The following is a 15,624-nucleotide window of genomic DNA, read 5'->3' as shown; positions in this document are numbered from 1 at the left end:
TCCTCTTGTCTGGCTCATGGCCGCTAAAAATTCTTTGTGCCTGCCTTAGGCCAGCGTGACGCCGGCGGCGTCGGTCGCGGACCGGAAGGCGCGGGCGGCAACACCAAACTCTGCCGGGCCGGAGAATCCGCCGAGCTCATTCTGGACTGCCAGATGCGGTTCCAGGGACGCGAAGCCAACGTAGCCGTCCTGGCGAAGAGCCGACAGCGTTTCCATCAACTGGCCGTCACCGGCCCCGGTGGGCACCACCTGGCCAGTGGCGGCAACGGCATCCTTCACCTGCAGGTATTCAAGGTAGGGACGGATTTTCGCGTAGCCGTCGGTGTAGGGCTGGACGCCCACCTGGACGAAGTTGGCGTTGTCCCAGGCAGCTCGCAGCGCGGGTGAGTTGACCGTTTCAAGGATGTCCAGGACACGGTCGGGAGTGTCTCCGTATATGTCCTTTTCGTTCTCGTGGATCAGCATGACTCCGGACTCTTCGGCCAGGCCGGCCAGCAGCGACATGCGTTCCATGACGGCCCCCCGGATGCTCTCGGGGGTTTGGTCCGCCGACCGGAAGAAGGAGAACATGCGGATGTACTTGGTGTCGAGGGCCTTGGCCACCTCGATAATGCGGCGCAGGCGTTCCACTTCATGCTCTGCCGGCAGGGAGATGTCCACCTTGCCGATGGGGCTGGCCACCGCGGAAACCTTCATCCCCGTCTCATCGAGGATCGCCCTGAGGTCGGACACCTGGGCGTCGGTGAGTTCTGCGACGTTGGTTCCCCACGCACTGCGAACCTCAATGTGTGAAGCACCCAGGGCCAAGAGCACCGCTGCCTGAATCTTGGGGTCGGGATCAATCTCGTCGCCGAATCCGGACAGGGTCCACACGGGGTTTTGGGCAATGGACATCAGGGCCTCCACAATTAGGTTCTTCTGGCAACGTCGTCAGAATGCGCGTTCAAACGGTGACTCGCATCACCATCGATGTGTAGACAAGCATATCGTCCAGGCCGCACCTTGACAACCGATTGCCAAATTTGGCGACCGAAGTGGGCATCCACCGGAACGAGCCCTTGACGCAATGGCGGGGCCTTCAGCCGATCCCGCCGGCCCGGGCCGAGGGCGCCACCCCCGTGGACTCGCGGACGGTCAGGTACGTTGGCAACTGGGACACCTGCCGTTCGGCGGCCGGATCGCCGCCCAATCTCTTCAACAGCATGCTGGTGGCAACCCTCGCAGCCTGTTCAATGGGCGCTGTAATGGTGGTCAATGGAGGGTTGCAGAAGTCGGCCCCAAAGATGTCGTCGAACCCCACAATGCTCACGTCCTCCGGCACCTTGACCCCGCGTGTCAGCAAGCGCCGCAGCATGCCAATGGCAAGCAGGTCATTGAAGGCAAGGCAAGCCGTTGCCCGGCTGGTGATCAGCGCATCCGCAGCCGCGGCACCGGATGTTTGCTTGGGGGAATACGGGCCCAGGCGTACGGCCTCGACCTGATGCTCCCGTGCGGCTTCCTCAAATACCTGCCAGCGCCACTGGCTGGACCAGGAATGCGCCGGGCCTGAAACATAGGCAATTCGACGGTGGTCCAACGACACCAGGTGCTGGAATGCCTGCTGGACGCCAAAGCTGGGATCAATCAGGACGGCCGGAACGTCGGCATCATTGCGGTTCAGCGCAACAAGTGGAACCTGGCTTGCAGCCATGGCCAGGGAATCCGTCGAGAGCCTGGATGCCGCCAGGATTACACCCTGGGAGGACGACATCATGCTGTTCAGTGCAGCCTGCTCCAGGTCGGCAGACTCCTCAGTGTTGACCAAAAGCTGAATATAGCCTGCCGCTTTCAACTGCTCCTGGGTCCCATGGATGATGTCGAAGTAGAAGGGGTTGGCAATGTCAGGGACCAGGAGCGCGACGGCCCGAGGCCTGGCTACAGAAGCAGCAACGGGGGGCTTGTCCGCCCCGTAACCCAACTGCCGGGCGGCCTCCATGACGGCAGCCGCCGTCTTGGGGCTGATGCGACCGGGGTTGGACAGAACCCGCGAAACAGTCGAAGTGGCCACCCCGGCAACGTTGGCAACATCCCGCAGGGTCACCTTGCCACCCTCAGGGCCCACCCGACCACCCTGCGGCACGTATTCAGACGCCATGCAACCCAGCCTCCATCAGCCTTACACCCTTGAATTCCTCCCACCATAAACCTTTTGGCAATTTTTTGGCAACTGATTGCATGGCACTTGCCAGCACTATAGAGTCTGAGCAACGGCCCCGGCCTATGACTCACATCACGTGCAAGAAGTTTCATTGTTCAAGGAGGAACCACATGGAAATCACACGGAAGAACTTTCTGATCGGCGGGGGCATGGGTGCACTGGCACTCGCCCTCGCGGCCTGCAGCGGAAACTCGACGGAGGGTTCGGGCACCAACGGTGCAGTGGACGGAGCAGGCAAGACCCTCACGGTGCTGTTCAGCACCAAACCCCAGTACCCGGATGAGCAAAAGGCCTGGTTCGCAAAAACAGCAGAAGACTTCAAGACGTTGACGGGCGCCACCGTGCAGTGGGAAACCTTCCCCACTGCAAATGATGAAATGACGCGAATCCAGACCTCCGTTGTCTCCGGCACCGGCCCGGACGTCTATGGGCTGGGCACCACTTTCACGCCCACCGCATATTCAACCGGGGCCTTTGTGAAGCTCGGCGACGACGAATGGAAGAAGATTGGCGGAAAAGACAAGTTCGTTCCCGCCACCTTGGGAATCTCGGGCCCCGACAAGGACAACCTCATCGGAATCCCGTTTGTGAGCCGGCCGTTCGTCATGGCCTACAACACCGAGCTTCTTGCCAAGGCCGGCATTGAGAAGCCCGCCACCACCTGGGACGAGTTTGCAGAACACGGCAAGAAGATGACCGAGGGCGATGTGTACGGCCTGGCCATCGCGTACAAGGACAACTTCGATCCCTGGAAGTTTATCTGGGGGATGTCCGTCCAGAACGGCAATCCAATCATTGACGGGAAGACGGCACGTGTGGATGACCCCACAGTCGCCAACGCCTATGACGCCTACTTTGGCTGGATGACCAACGACAAGATCGTGGACCCGGCGGCCGTCGGCTGGGGCAACGCGCAGGCCGTGGCCGCCTTCGCCGCGGGCAAGGCCGGCTACCTGCCGATGACCTCGCCGCTGAGCATCCCGACCCTCGACAAGTCTGATGTCAAGGGAAAGTACCAGTACGCCCTGCTGCCGATGGTCCCTCCCGGTGAGACGGCTCGCCCCTCCGACGGCGTCGAAGCTGCCAGCATCCTCTCCGGCGACAACCTGGTCGTTGCCGACTACTCTCCCAACAAGGATCTGGCCTTCGCATTCATCAAGATGATCACCGACAAGGATGCCCAGTCGGAGTACTACAAGATCTTCGGCGAAATGCCCACCAATGTGGAGGCTGCCGAGGCCCTGCAGTCCGACCCCCTCGTTGCCCCGGCCCTCGAGGCCGCCGCAAAGTCGGTCGCGACTCCCTTCAGCGGCGCATGGGGAGACGTTCAGCTGGCATTGACCAACGTGGCTGTCCAGAGCATTCCGGACCTGTCCGCGGGATCGGTCAGCGCAGCCGACCTTTCCGCCCGCCTCAAGGACGCACAGTCCAAGTCCCAGGCCGCCCTGGACCGGGCCAAATAAAATCTGCTGAAAGATTCACACCATGCCTAGCAAGAACGCCGGGAATACCCTGCAGGACGAGTCAACCCGTCCTGCAGGGGGACAATCCCCACTGAAAACGAAGAAGCGCAAGGGGGTTACGGAGCGCAACCGGCCGTTGTGGATGCTCACCCCTGGCGGCTTCCTCATTACCGTCATCATCCTGATACCGCTTGCGTTGGCCTTGTACATGTCGGTCATCGACCTTGACCAGTACACGCTCCGCAAATGGCTGACCACTCCGTTTGTCGGATTGGACAACTACATCGAGGCGATTACAAAAACTGATCTCCTTCGGTCGATCTGGATCAGTATTTCCTTCGCTGTCCTGTCAACGATAATTACCGTTCCACTTGGTGTTGCCGCAGCAGTCGTCACACAGAATCCCTATCGCGGCCGGGCCATTGTCAGGGCAGTGTTCCTCATTCCCTACGTCCTGCCGTCCTTCGTCGTGGCAACTGTTTGGCGCACCATGCTTCAGCCCGACGGCATCGTCAACAGCGTCCTCAACAATGTGGGCATTGATCCGGCATTGTGGCTCAACGGCCCCATGTCCTACTGGACGCTGGTAGGCGTTGAAATTTGGGCCGCATGGCCGTTCATCTACTTGCTGGCACTGGCCGGGCTCCAGTCCGTGGACATGGAAGTCCACGAGGCAGCCGCCATCGACGGGGCCCTGTGGTGGCGGAAACTGCGTGAAGTCATTTTCCCCTATTTGAAGGGACCGGTCGCCCTGGCCTTTCTGCTGGGAACCTTGAACCACATCAACAACTTCACCCTCCCTTACGTCCTCTTTGGTGCTCCGGCGCCTGCCGATGTGAACGTACTGCCCATCCTCGTATATGTGACGAGCTTCCAGAGCTTCCGTTTCGGCCTCAGTGCGGCCATGGCAGTCGTTTCCTTGATCCTCATAGCCATACCGCTGTTCATCTACCTGCGGGCCGTCAAGCTCGACGTCTCTGACGAAGGAGGAAAGAAGTGAGCACCCAATCGCTGACACGAGGCTCCACCCAAGCCAGAAGCAGGAACCGCAGGAGCCGCAATTCTGAAGTAACCCGGCTGATGCCGACATGGCTGATTGCCGTCCTGACGACTGTGCTGTGCATCCTGGTGCTCGTACCCATCGCCTACATCTTCCTGGCGTCGTTGAACTCTGACATAGGAGTGGCCCGGGGCGAGTTCTGGCCGAGCGAATTCTCCTTGGAGAGCTACACAAAAATCTGGAGCAGCGTCGGTCTCGGCAAGGGTATTGTCAACAGTTTGATCGTCTCCGGTGCCGTGGCCATTGTCTCCGCCCTGATAGCCATCGGCACCGCCTACGTGCTGGTCCGGTTCACGTTTTGGGGGCGGCTGACAATGCTTCGCGGTCTGCTTGGCCTCCAGAGCATCCCCGGCACGCTGATGCTCCTCCCGGTCTTCGTGCTTTTCGCATCCATCGGTTCCTGGATCGGCATCACGATCATCGGCACGTTGTGGGGCTTGTTCATCGCCTACCTGACATTTGCACTGCCGTTCTCCACCTGGGTCATGGTGACCTACTTGAGGGGCCTGCCGCGCGAACTGGAGGAGGCAGCGCGGATCGACGGGGCATCGAACGTAGGCATCCTGTTCCGGATCATCGTCCCCCTTAGCTGGCCCGGCATCGTGGTCTCAGCCATTTTTGCCTTTCTCCTCGGCTGGAACGATGTCCTCTTTGCCTCCATCTTCACCAAGCCGGACACTGCCACGGCAGCCATTGTCCTGCAGACGTTTGCCGCCAGCCAGGAAGGCGGCGCCATCCCGGTGTACAGCCAGATGATGGCGGCGGCCCTGGTCTGTGCCGCTCCCGTGGTCATCCTGTACTTCGTCTTCCAGCGCTACCTGGTGGGCGGGCTGACGGCAGGCGGCGTCAAGTAACCCAGGACCCGGCACAGCGCGCAAGCCGCAGGTTCACAAACCCGGCACCCCGCCATTCACGGCCGGGGTGCCGGGCTTTGTCGTCGGCTGCCCCGCTCCGCACCGCGACCCGTCGTGTGCGTCACCAGCTCTGCGGCAGCGGGCGGCCCTCCTCGTAGCCGGCTGCCGACTGCACGCCCACGATGGCTCGTTCGCGGAACTCCGCCAGCGAGGAGGCGCCCGCGTAGGTAAAGGAACTGCGCAGCCCGGCGGTGATCATGTCGAGCAGGTCCTCCACGCCCGGCCGGGCCGGATCCAGGTACATCTTGGACGTGGAGATGCCCTCCTCAAACAATCCCTTCCGGGCGCGCTCAAACGCGCCTTCGGCCGACGTGCGGTTCTGCACGGCCCGTGCAGAGGCCATGCCGAAGCTCTCCTTGTACTGCCGCCCGGCCGCATCCACCTGCAGGTCGCCGGGGCTTTCGTAGGTGCCGGCAAACCAGGAGCCGATCATGACCTGGCTTGCCCCGGCCGCCAGGGCCAGCGCAACATCCCTCGGGTACCTGACTCCCCCGTCGGCCCAGACGTGCGCACCCAACTCAGCGGCCGCCGTCGAACATTCAAGGACGGCGGAAAACTGGGGCCTGCCAACGGCCGTCATCATGCGCGTGGTGCACATGGCTCCGGGGCCTACGCCCACCTTGAGGATGTCGGCGCCGGCTTCCACCAGGTCCCGCACGCCGGCGGCGCTGACCACGTTGCCGGCAGCCACGGGCACGGCGGGAGACAGGGCCCTCACGGTGCGCAGGGCCGCCAGCATCTTCTCCTGGTGGCCGTGGGCGGTGTCCACCACCAGCGTGTCCACGCCGTGCTCCAGCAGGGCGGCGGCCTTCGCGCCGACGTCGCCGTTGATGCCCACGGCCACCCCGATGCGCAGGCGCCCGGCAGCGTCCAGGGCGGGGCGGTAGATGGTGGAGCGCAGCGCACCCGTGCGGGTCAGCACACCGACCACCTCACCGGCTCGGAGCACGGGCGCGTAGTCGGTCCCGGCGGAGTCCAGCACGGCGAACGCGGACCGCAGGGCCTCGTCCGTCTGGGCCTTGGCGGCGGCGAAGTCGAGGTCACCGGCGTCGGCAGCCTCCCGGATCGCATCAAAGGGATCGGCGTCCAGGGTCAGCAGGTTGGAGCGCATCACGGAAGCCAGTGAGGCGAACCGGTCCACGCCCTCGCAGTCCACTCCGCGCACCACCCCCACAAAGTCACTGCCGTCCACCACAACCACCGCATCATGGGACCGCTTGGACATGAGGTGCACGGCGTCGATGACGATGTCCCCGGCAGTCATCAGCAGCGGGGTTTCAAAGAGTGTGTCGCGGGCCTTGACCCACTCGACCACTGAGCGCAGCACTTCCAGCGGCACGTCCTGCGGCAGGATGGCCATGCCGCCGCGCCGGGCCACGGTCTCCGCCATCCGCTTGCCGGAAACGGCTGTCATGTTCGCCACCACCAGCGGGATCGTGGTGCCGGTGCCGTCGCCGCTGGACAGGTCCACATCCAGGCGCGAGGTAACGGTGGAATGGGACGGCAGCAGGAACACGTCGGAGTAGGTCAGGTCGGTGGCGGGCTGGTTCAGAAAACGCATGGCACTCCCTAACAGGTGCGGCGCTCCCGACGGCGCCGGGCTGCGCACGGGATTGAGTCTAATGCCCCGCTCGCCGCAAAAAACCGCTCATTTCGCTCATAGCCGTGGCGCGCCGCACTCTAGATTGGCTTAGAGGGCGGGTAGCTTACTAGACTTGCTGGGGATCGGGGTTTGTTGGACTCCGGACACATATCGAATAGGCTACGCAAGTTTGTGCCGACAGCATCCACGCAATGACCGGGTGCCGCCGCCTTGCGCAACCTTGTACAGCGGGCAACCAGAACTCATGGAAGAGGCGTAATACACGTGCCAGAGCAATCCATCCACCGTCTACCCGAAGAATTTGGCGGCAACGAGTGGCTCGTCGATGAACTGTATGAGCGCTACAAGAGCGATAAAAACTCAGTGGACACGAAGTGGTGGCCACTGTTTGAGGGTTTCGCGGCCGATGATGCAGCCGGCAACGGCCGCCACGCCGCATCCCCCATTACCGCCCAGATCCCGGTAGTCGCAGCCCCCGCCCCCGTCGCGGCCGCTCCCGCAGCACCCGTTGTGCCTGTCCCCACCACGACGGCGGCCCCCGCCGCCGCTGCACCGGCGGCTGCCGCTGCGGCCCCCAAGGCACCGGCCGCGCCGCGCCCGCCCGCCCCGGCCAAGGATGCTGCCCGCACGGGCACCACCCCGATCCCGGCGCAGCTGCCCAAGACCGCCAAGGACAAGTCCGTCCCGGAAGAAGCGGTCAAGACCGTCCTGCGCGGCCCTGCCAAGGCCATTGCCGCGAACATGATCAGCAGCCTGGAAGTCCCCACGGCCACCAGTGTGCGCGCCATCCCGGCGAAACTGCTCATTGACAACCGCGTCGTGATCAACTCCAACCTGGCCCGCGCCCGCGGCGGCAAGGTCTCCTTCACGCACCTGATCGGCTACGCCGTCATCAAGGCCCTGGCCGCCTTCCCCTCGATGAACGTCTACTACGACGAGATCGACGGCAAGCCCGTTGCCGTCCAGCCTCCCCACGTGAACTTCGGCATCGCCATTGACATGCCCAAGCCGGACGGCACGCGCCTGCTCATGGTGCCGAACATCAAGCGCGCCGAGACCCTGAACTTTGCCGAGTTCTGGCGCACCTACGAGGACCTGATCAAGCGCGCCCGCGCCGGCAAGCTCACGGCTGACGACCACTCCGGCACCACTGTCTCGCTGACCAACCCCGGCGGCATCGGCACCGTGCACTCCGTGCCGCGCCTGTCCAAGGGCCAGGCCGCCATCATCGGCGTCGGCTCGCTGGACTACCCGGCCGAGTACCAGGGCGCCAGCCCCAAGATCATCGCCCAGAACGCCGTCTCCAAGATCCTCACGCTGACCTCCACCTATGACCACCGCGTCATCCAGGGTGCCGGCTCCGGCGAGTTCCTGAAGAAGGTCAACCAGCTCCTGCTCGGTGCCGAGAACTTCTACGACGAGATCTTCGAATCCCTGCGCATCCCGTACGAGCCCGTCCGCTGGAGCCTTGACCTGCAGGTCGACCCGGCAGACGAGATCAACAAGGTTGCCCGCATCCAGCAGTTGATCCACTCCTACCGTGTGCGCGGCCACCTCATGGCCGACACCGACCCGCTGGAATACGTCCAGCGCAAGCACCCCGACCTGGACGTGCTCACCTACGGCCTGACCCTTTGGGACCTGGACCGCGAATGGCCCACCGGCGGATTCGGCGGCAAGGCCAAGCTGCTGCTGCGCGACATCCTCGGCGTGCTGCGCGACGCATACTGCCGCACAACCGGCGTCGAGTACATGCACATCCAGGAACCCGAGCAGCGTGAATGGTTCCAGAACGAGCTGGAGCACCCCTACTCCAAGCCGAGCCGCGAAGAGCAGCTGCGCATCGTCTCCAAGCTGAACTCCGCGGAGGCGTTTGAGACGTTTTTGCAGACCAAGTTCGTCGGCCAGAAGCGCTTCTCCCTCGAGGGCGGCGAGTCCCTGATCCCGCTGCTGGACTCCATCATTTCCGATGCAGCCGACGACGGCCTCGACGAGGTCGCCATTGGCATGGCGCACCGCGGCCGCCTGAACGTGCTGACAAACATCGCCGGCAAGACCTATGCGCAGGTCTTCCGCGAGTTCGAGGGCACGCAGGATTCCCGCAGCGTCCAGGGCTCCGGCGACGTCAAGTACCACCTGGGCACGGAGGGCACATTCACCTCCGACGCCGGCAACGAGACCAAGGTCTACCTCGCCGCGAACCCGTCCCACCTGGAGGCCGTCGACGGCGTACTCGAGGGCATCGTCCGCGCCAAGCAGGACCGCCTGGACCAGGGCGAGAACTTCCCCGTGCTGCCCATCATGGTGCACGGCGACGCCGCCTTCGCAGGGCAGGGCGTTGTTGCGGAGACGCTCAACCTCTCCCAGCTGCGCGGCTACCGCACCGGCGGCACCATCCACGTCGTTGTCAACAACCAGGTGGGCTTCACCACCGCCCCGTCGTCCTCACGTTCCTCGGTGTACTCCACCGACGTCGCGAAGATGATCCAGGCACCGGTGTTCCACGTGAACGGCGACGACCCCGAAGCAGTTGTGCGCGCCGCCCAGCTGGCGTACCAGTTCCAGCAGCGCTTCCGCAAGGACGTTGTCATCGACCTGGTCTGCTACCGCCGCCGAGGCCACAACGAGGGCGATGACCCCTCGATGACGCAGCCGCTCATGTACAACCTGATCGAGGCCAAGCGCTCGGTGCGCCGCCTGTACACCGAGGCCCTGATCGGCCGCGGCGACATCACCGAAGACGAAGCCACGCAGCTGCTGCGCGACTACCAGGAGCGCCTCGAGCGCGTCTTCGCCGAGACGCACGCGGCCCAGACCTCGCCGATCCCGATCGTCACCAAGGATTCCCAGGCCGTCTCCGGCCTGGAACGCCCCATCGCCCAGCAGGGCGACACCGGCGTCAACGATCCCCAGGTCACAGCGATCAGCGCGGACACCCTGGCCCGCATCGGCGATGCCCACCTGGCCATCCCCGAGGGCTTCGACGTCCACCACAAGCTCAAGCCGCTGCTGGAAAAGCGTGCCGCAATGTCACGTGAAGGCGGCATCGACTGGGGCTTTGGCGAACTCAGCGCCTTCGGTTCGCTGCTCCTGGAGGGTGTCCCGGTCCGCATGGCCGGCCAGGACTCCCGCCGCGGCACGTTCGTGCAGCGCCACGCAGTCTTCCACGACCGCACCAACGGCGACGTCTGGACCCCGCTGACCGAGCTCGGCGAGGACCAGGCCAAGCTGTGGATCTACGATTCGCTGCTCAGCGAATACGCCGCCATGGCGTTTGAGTATGGCTACTCGGTGGAGCGCCCCGACGCCCTCGTTGTCTGGGAAGCCCAGTTCGGCGACTTCGTCAACGGTGCACAGACCGTCATCGATGAGTTCGTTTCCTCGGCAGAGCAGAAGTGGGGACAGCACTCCTCCCTCGTGTTGATGCTGCCGCACGGCTACGAAGGCCAGGGTCCCGACCACTCCTCCGCCCGCATCGAGCGCTTCCTGCAGATGTGTGCCGAGGAAAACATGATCGTGGCCAACCCCACCACACCGGCATCGCACTTCCACCTGCTGCGCCGCCAGGCCTACCGCCGCCCGCGGAAGCCGCTGATCATCTTCACCCCGAAGCAGCTGCTGCGCCTGAAGGCCGCCGCGTCCGCTGTTGAGGACTTCACGCAGGGCGGCTTCCGCCCCGTGATCGGTGAGCATGCAGCGTTGGAGCCCAACGCCGTCGACCGCGTCATTTTGGTCTCCGGCCGCCTGTACTACGACCTGATCGCAGCCCGCGACAAGGCCGCGGACAGCAAGGTTGCCATCATCCGCGTGGAGCAGCTGTACCCGCTGCCTCTGGAGGAGATCAAGGCCGAGCTGGCCAAGTACCCCAACGCGGAAATCGTGTGGGCACAGGATGAGCCCGCCAACCAGGGTCCGTGGCCGTTCATGGGCCTGAACCTGGCACCCGAGCTGGACCGGAAGCTGGGCCGCGTTTCACGCCCGGCCTCCGCGTCGACCGCGACGGGCTCGGCCAAGACGCACGCCGTCGAGCAGACCCTGCTGGTCAAGCAGGCGTTCGAGCGTAGCTAACGCACCACTGATGCCCGGTCTGCACTTTCAGGCCGGGCATCTTTTATTTCACTGTCTGTTATGCGCACAAAGAAGAGGGGAACCGTGGAGAAGCGGGAACTGCGAATAGTCGCTGTGGGAGACGAGCTGGTGGCAGGTGTGGGCGATCCCCGCGCCCTGGGTTGGCTTGGCCGGGTGCTGGCACGGACCCCGCAGGATGCCGTCACGATCGAGCCGTTTGTCCTGGCCACCCCGAGGGAGGGCACCGAGGCGCTGGCCGGCCGGTGGCTGCAGGAGGCCGGGCGCCGCTTTGACGACTTCCATGAGAACCGCCTCATCATCGGTCTCTCAGGCCGTGACATCGAGTACGGCCTGTCCACGGCCCGCAGCCGGTTGAACCTGGCCAACATCCTCGACGGCGCCACCCAGCTGAACATCCCGGTGTTCGTGGTGGGGCCGCCGCCGTCGCTCGATCCTGCGCTGAACCGGAAGCTGGCCGAACTCAACACGGCCTTCGCCGACGTCACCACACGCCGCAAGCACCACTACGTGGACACCTTCGCTCCGCTGCAGAACCACGAGCAGTGGCGCAACGACGTCGCCGCCAACGCGGGCGCCCCGGGACAGGCTGGCTACGGCCTGATGGCCTGGCTCGTGCTGCACCGCGGCTGGTTCCAGTGGCTGGAAATCCCAGAAGCCGTTTAGCCGACGCTGTCGCAGCAATGGCCGGTATTCTTCCGACCCTGTCGCAGCAATGGCTGGTTTACTCCGAACGCTCTCGCACATCCAGTGCGGGAGCGTTCGTGCGTTCCGGCCGGGCCGCGTCAGCCTCGGTGAAATCACCCCGAACGGTGATGGAATGACGCCCCAAACGCCCCAAACAGTGAAAGCGCGTCGCGGGAAGTTTCGCGATATATCTTGATCTCGGCGCCAACACGTTATATCGTGTTCTCAACAACGCGATATAACGCGTACCGAAGGAGATGAAATGAACGAGGAATCGTGGTCCATCACAGAACCACAGACACTGGAATTCAGTGGCGTGGCGGAGATCAAGGTGGCGCTCATCAAGGGCCGCTTCGACATCGTCGTCACCGAGGGAACCACCACAACCCTGGAAGTTTCCGAAATCGACGGGCAGCCCTTGGAAGTCCGCCTCAGCAACGGCACCCTGAAAGTTGAGCATTTCAACGCATCCAACTGGCTGCAGCGGCTCATCAACTTCCAGCAGTCCGCCACCGCCGTCATCAGCATCGCGGTCCCGGCCGGGGCGCTCGTCAGCGCCAGCACGGTCAGCGGCGACGGCATGGTCAGCGGAAGCGTCAAGACGACCCTGCGCACCGTCACAGGCTCACTCATGGCCGACGCCACGGAAGGCATGCTCAATATTGACACCGTCAGCGGGGAAGTCATTGCCCGCGACCACCACGGCCCCCTGGTGATCAAGAGCGTCTCCGGCGATGTCATGGCCTCGGGCGAACTCACCGACGTGCGCGCCAACACCGTTTCCGGCAACATCAGCCTGGACCTGCAGGGTGCTCCGCGGTCGCTGAGCGCCAAGTCCGTGTCCGGGGAGGTCATGGTCCGCCTCCCTGGCAACGTGGGCGTTGACGTCACCGCAACCAGTGCCTCCGGCAGCCTGCTGCTGGACCAGCAGCGCTTCACCACCGTGGGGCAGAGCACCGTGGCCTCGGCCGGGCCGGCGGAACCCCGCCTTAAAGCCAACACCGCCACCGTCTCGGGCGCAGTCTCGATCGTCCGCTCCCCCGTGGCAGGATCCGGCAACCCTTCACTGGAAAAGGAGGAGTTCTAATGCCTCCCGTCTTTGCCCACGGCGCCCTGCGCCTGTACCTGCTTGCAGTCCTTGAGCAGGGGCCACAGCACGGCTACGAGATCATCCGCGCCCTGACCGACCGCTTTGGCGGCACCTACTCCCCCAGCGCCGGGACCGTCTACCCCCGGCTGGCAAAACTGCAAGAGGAAGGCCTGCTGGAAACCACCATGGACGGCCGCCGCACCATCTACTCCCTGACCGACGCCGGACGGGCAGAGCTTGAGCTGCGCCAGAATGAGCTCAAGGAGGTGCAGGCGAACATCACCTCGTCGGTCCGCCGGCTCGCGGACGAGATCCGCAACGAGGTGCAGGACAACATGCGCACCCTGCGCGCCGAACTGGCGGCAAGCGCAGAAACGGCTCGCACCGCGGCCCGCCAGGCACCCGCGGCACCGCGCAGCCAGCCCGCCGGCACCGGGGCGCCGCTGCAGCAGGCGGAATTCCTCCTGAAGCAGTTCCGCGACGAACTCCGCGTGGAGCTGCGCGTGCAGTCCGCCAAAAACAAGCTGGACGAGAATGCCCTCGCCGCGTTCCAGGCCGCCCTGGACCACGCCACGGCCGCGGTCAAGGGCGCATTCAAGGCCTAGCCGCCGATCCCGGTTAGGTTCACATGTGCGATTTATGCGAAACTAGAGGCGGATCGGTTTTGAAGATCTTTTAGATGATTGGAGGCAGCTATGTCCAAGCGTTCGCGCAAGCGTCGGGATCGTAAGCGTGGCGGCGCTAACCACGGTAAGCGTCCCAACACTTAAGTCTTGACTTATGGTACAAAAGCCCGCACCACCGCCCGGTGGTGCGGGCTTTTGCGTGCCCGGCTGCGGAAAGTGCGCCGCCCAAAGTACGACGGCGCCACGCACCAGGCAGCGCAAGCCGCCCTCCGCTGCCCTGCTTTGGGCGCAAGAAAGCGTCCGGGCAAGCTATAGGGCGGATCGCCCGCCCGTGCGATCCGGACGCAAACGCTTGAGACGACAGCACATGCGACTTCCGCGGGCCCCCATGGTTGAAAGTGCAGCACCTGCGATGATCCCACCAGTGGTTTCATCGCAGGTGCTGCACTTTCAATCGGTCACGTCGCAACATCTGCTCTTTCAACGGGTGGCAGGGCCCGGCGACCCCAGTCTCGCGGCACGGCAGCACCGGAAGCCAACTTTGAGGGCATCGGCGCCTGCCGTCGCACTTTATGCGCGGCACCCGGCCTGGTCCAATGGCGCGGAATTGGCCCACAGGCGCCGGCCGGCAGGAGAACGCTAATATTTTCAGAGCGGCGTCCCAGCCGGGACCGCAGCTTCAAGGTGTGAGCAAGCAGGCAGGTATTAAACAAGGAAAATGGTGTTCTAAAAGATAGGCTGGAGGGGAAAGCGCCGCCCCAGTGAAAGCCGAATATGTTTGCCACCGTCCTGCTTGTCATGCTGCCGTTCGTCTGGTTCGGCATGGTCACCGCCATCTCATTCATCGAAACTCCGCTGAAATTCAAGGCTCCCGGCATGACCCACGCCCTCGGCGTCGGCATCGGGCGGCTGGTCTTCAAGGTGCTCAACATAGTGGAGGCTGCCCTGTCCGTGCTCATCATTGGCGCCTGGACGCAGCAGCAGGGGCTGGTGACGATGCCCGCCGGCATCCTTCTGGCCATCGCAGCCGCGGCCCTTGCGCTGCAGATGTTGGTTCTGCGCCCGGCCATGGGCCAGCGCACCAAGGCACTCTCGGACACCGCCCTGACCCACACGGGCAGCACCGCGGTGAAGGCCAAGGTGGCCACGGCAACCCATGTCAGCTATATCGTCTCGGAGATGCTCAAGGTGGCCGCGCTGCCGCTGGCTGGCATTCTCATCGTCCTCGAACTGGCGGCGTAGCCGGCCATGGAAGGCACAACACGGGCGGCGCGCCAACCGCTGAACTCCGGCAGAACGGCGTCGAGCCTCACCAGCTACCCAGCTGCCGCGAACCAGCACGACGGCGGCAGCTCCCCTTGCGAGGTCGGCTGCCCGCGGGCGGACATCGCCACCCGGGAGGACGTGCTGCTTCTGGTGGAGGCGTTCTATACCAAGGCGTTCCGGGACGAGCTCATTGGGCACATCTTCACGGAGGTCACGCACATGGACTTGCCGCGCCACATGCCCATCATGGCCGACTTCTGGCAGACGGTGTTGTTCAAGGCGGGGTTGTACAGCAGGAATGCGCTGAAGATCCATTTCGACATCAACGCCAAGGAACCCCTGACGCTGGATCACTTCAACCGGTGGCTGCAGCTGTGGACCAAAACGGTGGATGAACTGTTTGCCGGAGAGAAGGCCGAGATGGCCAAGGTGCAGGCCCACCTGATTGCGGGGTCGCTGCACCGGCGGGTGACGGGGCGTCCGGCGAGCCAGTACAGCACCATTTCCGTGCGCCCGGACGCATAAAGCCCCCGGGCCGGGTCCTCCAAACGCGCCCGGCCGGGGTGCCAAGCTGCAGGCGCGGCCGACGGCAGCGGGCACGCCCATGGCAGAGGGCCCAGACCGCGCCGGGC

Annotated in this window: 13 protein-coding genes; 10 read left to right on the top strand and 3 right to left on the bottom strand. The window is 64.2% G+C overall.

Annotation, left to right across the window (positions count from 1 at the left end):
• Positions 1–45: 45 nt before the first annotated feature.
• Together JOF48_RS13155 and JOF48_RS13150 are read right to left on the bottom strand one after the other, a co-directional pair.
• On the bottom strand, positions 46–894 hold the full coding sequence (locus JOF48_RS13155) for a sugar phosphate isomerase/epimerase family protein (RefSeq protein ID WP_209681376.1): 849 nt from the start codon (positions 892–894) through the stop codon (positions 46–48).
• A 184-nt stretch (positions 895–1,078) separates the two neighbouring features.
• A complete protein-coding gene (locus JOF48_RS13150) occupies positions 1,079–2,134 on the bottom strand; it encodes a LacI family DNA-binding transcriptional regulator (protein ID WP_209681375.1) in 1,056 nt (351 codons plus the stop codon).
• A gap of 173 nt (positions 2,135–2,307) precedes the next feature.
• Between JOF48_RS13150 and JOF48_RS13145 the strand changes: the two genes are divergently transcribed.
• From JOF48_RS13145 to JOF48_RS13135, 3 genes are read left to right on the top strand one after another with little or no spacing between them, the layout of a single operon-like run.
• Positions 2,308–3,660 (top strand): ABC transporter substrate-binding protein, encoded by a 1,353-nt coding sequence (locus JOF48_RS13145; RefSeq protein ID WP_245346532.1) that lies wholly within the window; start codon positions 2,308–2,310, stop codon positions 3,658–3,660.
• Between the two features lie 22 nt (positions 3,661–3,682).
• Positions 3,683–4,660 carry a carbohydrate ABC transporter permease gene (locus JOF48_RS13140; RefSeq protein WP_209681374.1) on the top strand — a complete coding sequence of 326 codons (978 nt, stop codon included), beginning with the start codon at positions 3,683–3,685 and terminating at the stop codon, positions 4,658–4,660.
• A complete protein-coding gene (locus tag JOF48_RS13135; protein WP_425353718.1) occupies positions 4,657–5,574 on the top strand; it encodes a carbohydrate ABC transporter permease in 918 nt (305 codons plus the stop codon). Before JOF48_RS13140 ends, JOF48_RS13135 begins: the two co-directional genes overlap by 4 nt.
• A gap of 121 nt (positions 5,575–5,695) precedes the next feature.
• Here the strand turns inward: JOF48_RS13135 and guaB1 are convergent, their stop codons facing one another.
• A complete protein-coding gene (guaB1, locus tag JOF48_RS13130; protein ID WP_209681373.1) occupies positions 5,696–7,195 on the bottom strand; it encodes a GMP reductase in 1,500 nt (499 codons plus the stop codon).
• Positions 7,196–7,501: 306 nt separating this feature from the next.
• Here guaB1 and JOF48_RS13125 point away from each other — a divergent pair, with 306 nt between their 5' ends.
• The 7 genes from JOF48_RS13125 to JOF48_RS13100 all read left to right on the top strand — a co-directional run bounded on the left by JOF48_RS13125 (position 7,502) and on the right by JOF48_RS13100 (position 15,517).
• Positions 7,502–11,305: a multifunctional oxoglutarate decarboxylase/oxoglutarate dehydrogenase thiamine pyrophosphate-binding subunit/dihydrolipoyllysine-residue succinyltransferase subunit gene (locus JOF48_RS13125; protein WP_209681372.1), complete on the top strand. Its 3,804-nt coding sequence runs from the start codon at positions 7,502–7,504 to the stop codon at positions 11,303–11,305.
• Between the two features lie 60 nt (positions 11,306–11,365).
• The gene (locus tag JOF48_RS13120; protein WP_209681371.1) at positions 11,366–11,989 is read left to right on the top strand and encodes a GDSL-type esterase/lipase family protein; all 624 of its coding nucleotides are present in this window, start codon (positions 11,366–11,368) and stop codon (positions 11,987–11,989) included.
• A gap of 283 nt (positions 11,990–12,272) precedes the next feature.
• Positions 12,273–13,097 carry a DUF4097 family beta strand repeat-containing protein gene (locus tag JOF48_RS13115; RefSeq protein WP_209681370.1) on the top strand — a complete coding sequence of 275 codons (825 nt, stop codon included), beginning with the start codon at positions 12,273–12,275 and terminating at the stop codon, positions 13,095–13,097.
• A complete protein-coding gene (locus JOF48_RS13110) occupies positions 13,097–13,705 on the top strand; it encodes a PadR family transcriptional regulator (protein ID WP_209681368.1) in 609 nt (202 codons plus the stop codon). Before JOF48_RS13115 ends, JOF48_RS13110 begins: the two co-directional genes overlap by 1 nt.
• A gap of 90 nt (positions 13,706–13,795) precedes the next feature.
• Positions 13,796–13,870, top strand: coding sequence for a 50S ribosomal protein bL37 (locus JOF48_RS20195; RefSeq protein WP_411802843.1), 75 nt, complete (start codon positions 13,796–13,798; stop codon positions 13,868–13,870).
• A 630-nt stretch (positions 13,871–14,500) separates the two neighbouring features.
• Complete coding sequence (locus tag JOF48_RS13105) at positions 14,501–14,968, top strand: hypothetical protein (RefSeq protein WP_209681366.1); 468 nt, start codon at positions 14,501–14,503, stop codon at positions 14,966–14,968.
• A gap of 6 nt (positions 14,969–14,974) precedes the next feature.
• On the top strand, positions 14,975–15,517 hold the full coding sequence (locus JOF48_RS13100; RefSeq protein ID WP_209681363.1) for a group III truncated hemoglobin: 543 nt from the start codon (positions 14,975–14,977) through the stop codon (positions 15,515–15,517).
• Positions 15,518–15,624: the final 107 nt, after the last annotated feature.

It is taken from the genome of Arthrobacter stackebrandtii (assembly GCF_017876675.1).
Classification (GTDB): Bacteria; Actinomycetota; Actinomycetes; order Actinomycetales; family Micrococcaceae; genus Specibacter; species Specibacter stackebrandtii.
This window is presented reverse-complemented; position numbering and strand designations above follow the sequence as displayed.

Excerpts from the sequence above, each read along its gene's own strand:
- JOF48_RS13120 (WP_209681371.1), top strand. The coding sequence starts at position 11,366 with ATGCGCACAAAGAAGAGGGGAACCGTGGAGAAGCGGGAACTGCGAATA.
- JOF48_RS13140 (WP_209681374.1), top strand. The coding sequence starts at position 3,683 with ATGCCTAGCAAGAACGCCGGGAATACCCTGCAGGACGAGTCAACCCGT.
- JOF48_RS13115 (WP_209681370.1), top strand. The coding sequence starts at position 12,273 with ATGAACGAGGAATCGTGGTCCATCACAGAACCACAGACACTGGAATTC.
- JOF48_RS13105 (WP_209681366.1), top strand. The coding sequence starts at position 14,501 with ATGTTTGCCACCGTCCTGCTTGTCATGCTGCCGTTCGTCTGGTTCGGC.
- JOF48_RS13150 (WP_209681375.1), bottom strand. The coding sequence starts at position 2,134 with ATGGCGTCTGAATACGTGCCGCAGGGTGGTCGGGTGGGCCCTGAGGGT.
- guaB1 (WP_209681373.1), bottom strand. The coding sequence starts at position 7,195 with ATGCGTTTTCTGAACCAGCCCGCCACCGACCTGACCTACTCCGACGTG.
- JOF48_RS13155 (WP_209681376.1), bottom strand. The coding sequence starts at position 894 with ATGTCCATTGCCCAAAACCCCGTGTGGACCCTGTCCGGATTCGGCGAC.
- JOF48_RS13100 (WP_209681363.1), top strand. The coding sequence starts at position 14,975 with ATGGAAGGCACAACACGGGCGGCGCGCCAACCGCTGAACTCCGGCAGA.
- JOF48_RS13110 (WP_209681368.1), top strand. The coding sequence starts at position 13,097 with ATGCCTCCCGTCTTTGCCCACGGCGCCCTGCGCCTGTACCTGCTTGCA.
- JOF48_RS13145 (WP_245346532.1), top strand. The coding sequence starts at position 2,308 with ATGGAAATCACACGGAAGAACTTTCTGATCGGCGGGGGCATGGGTGCA.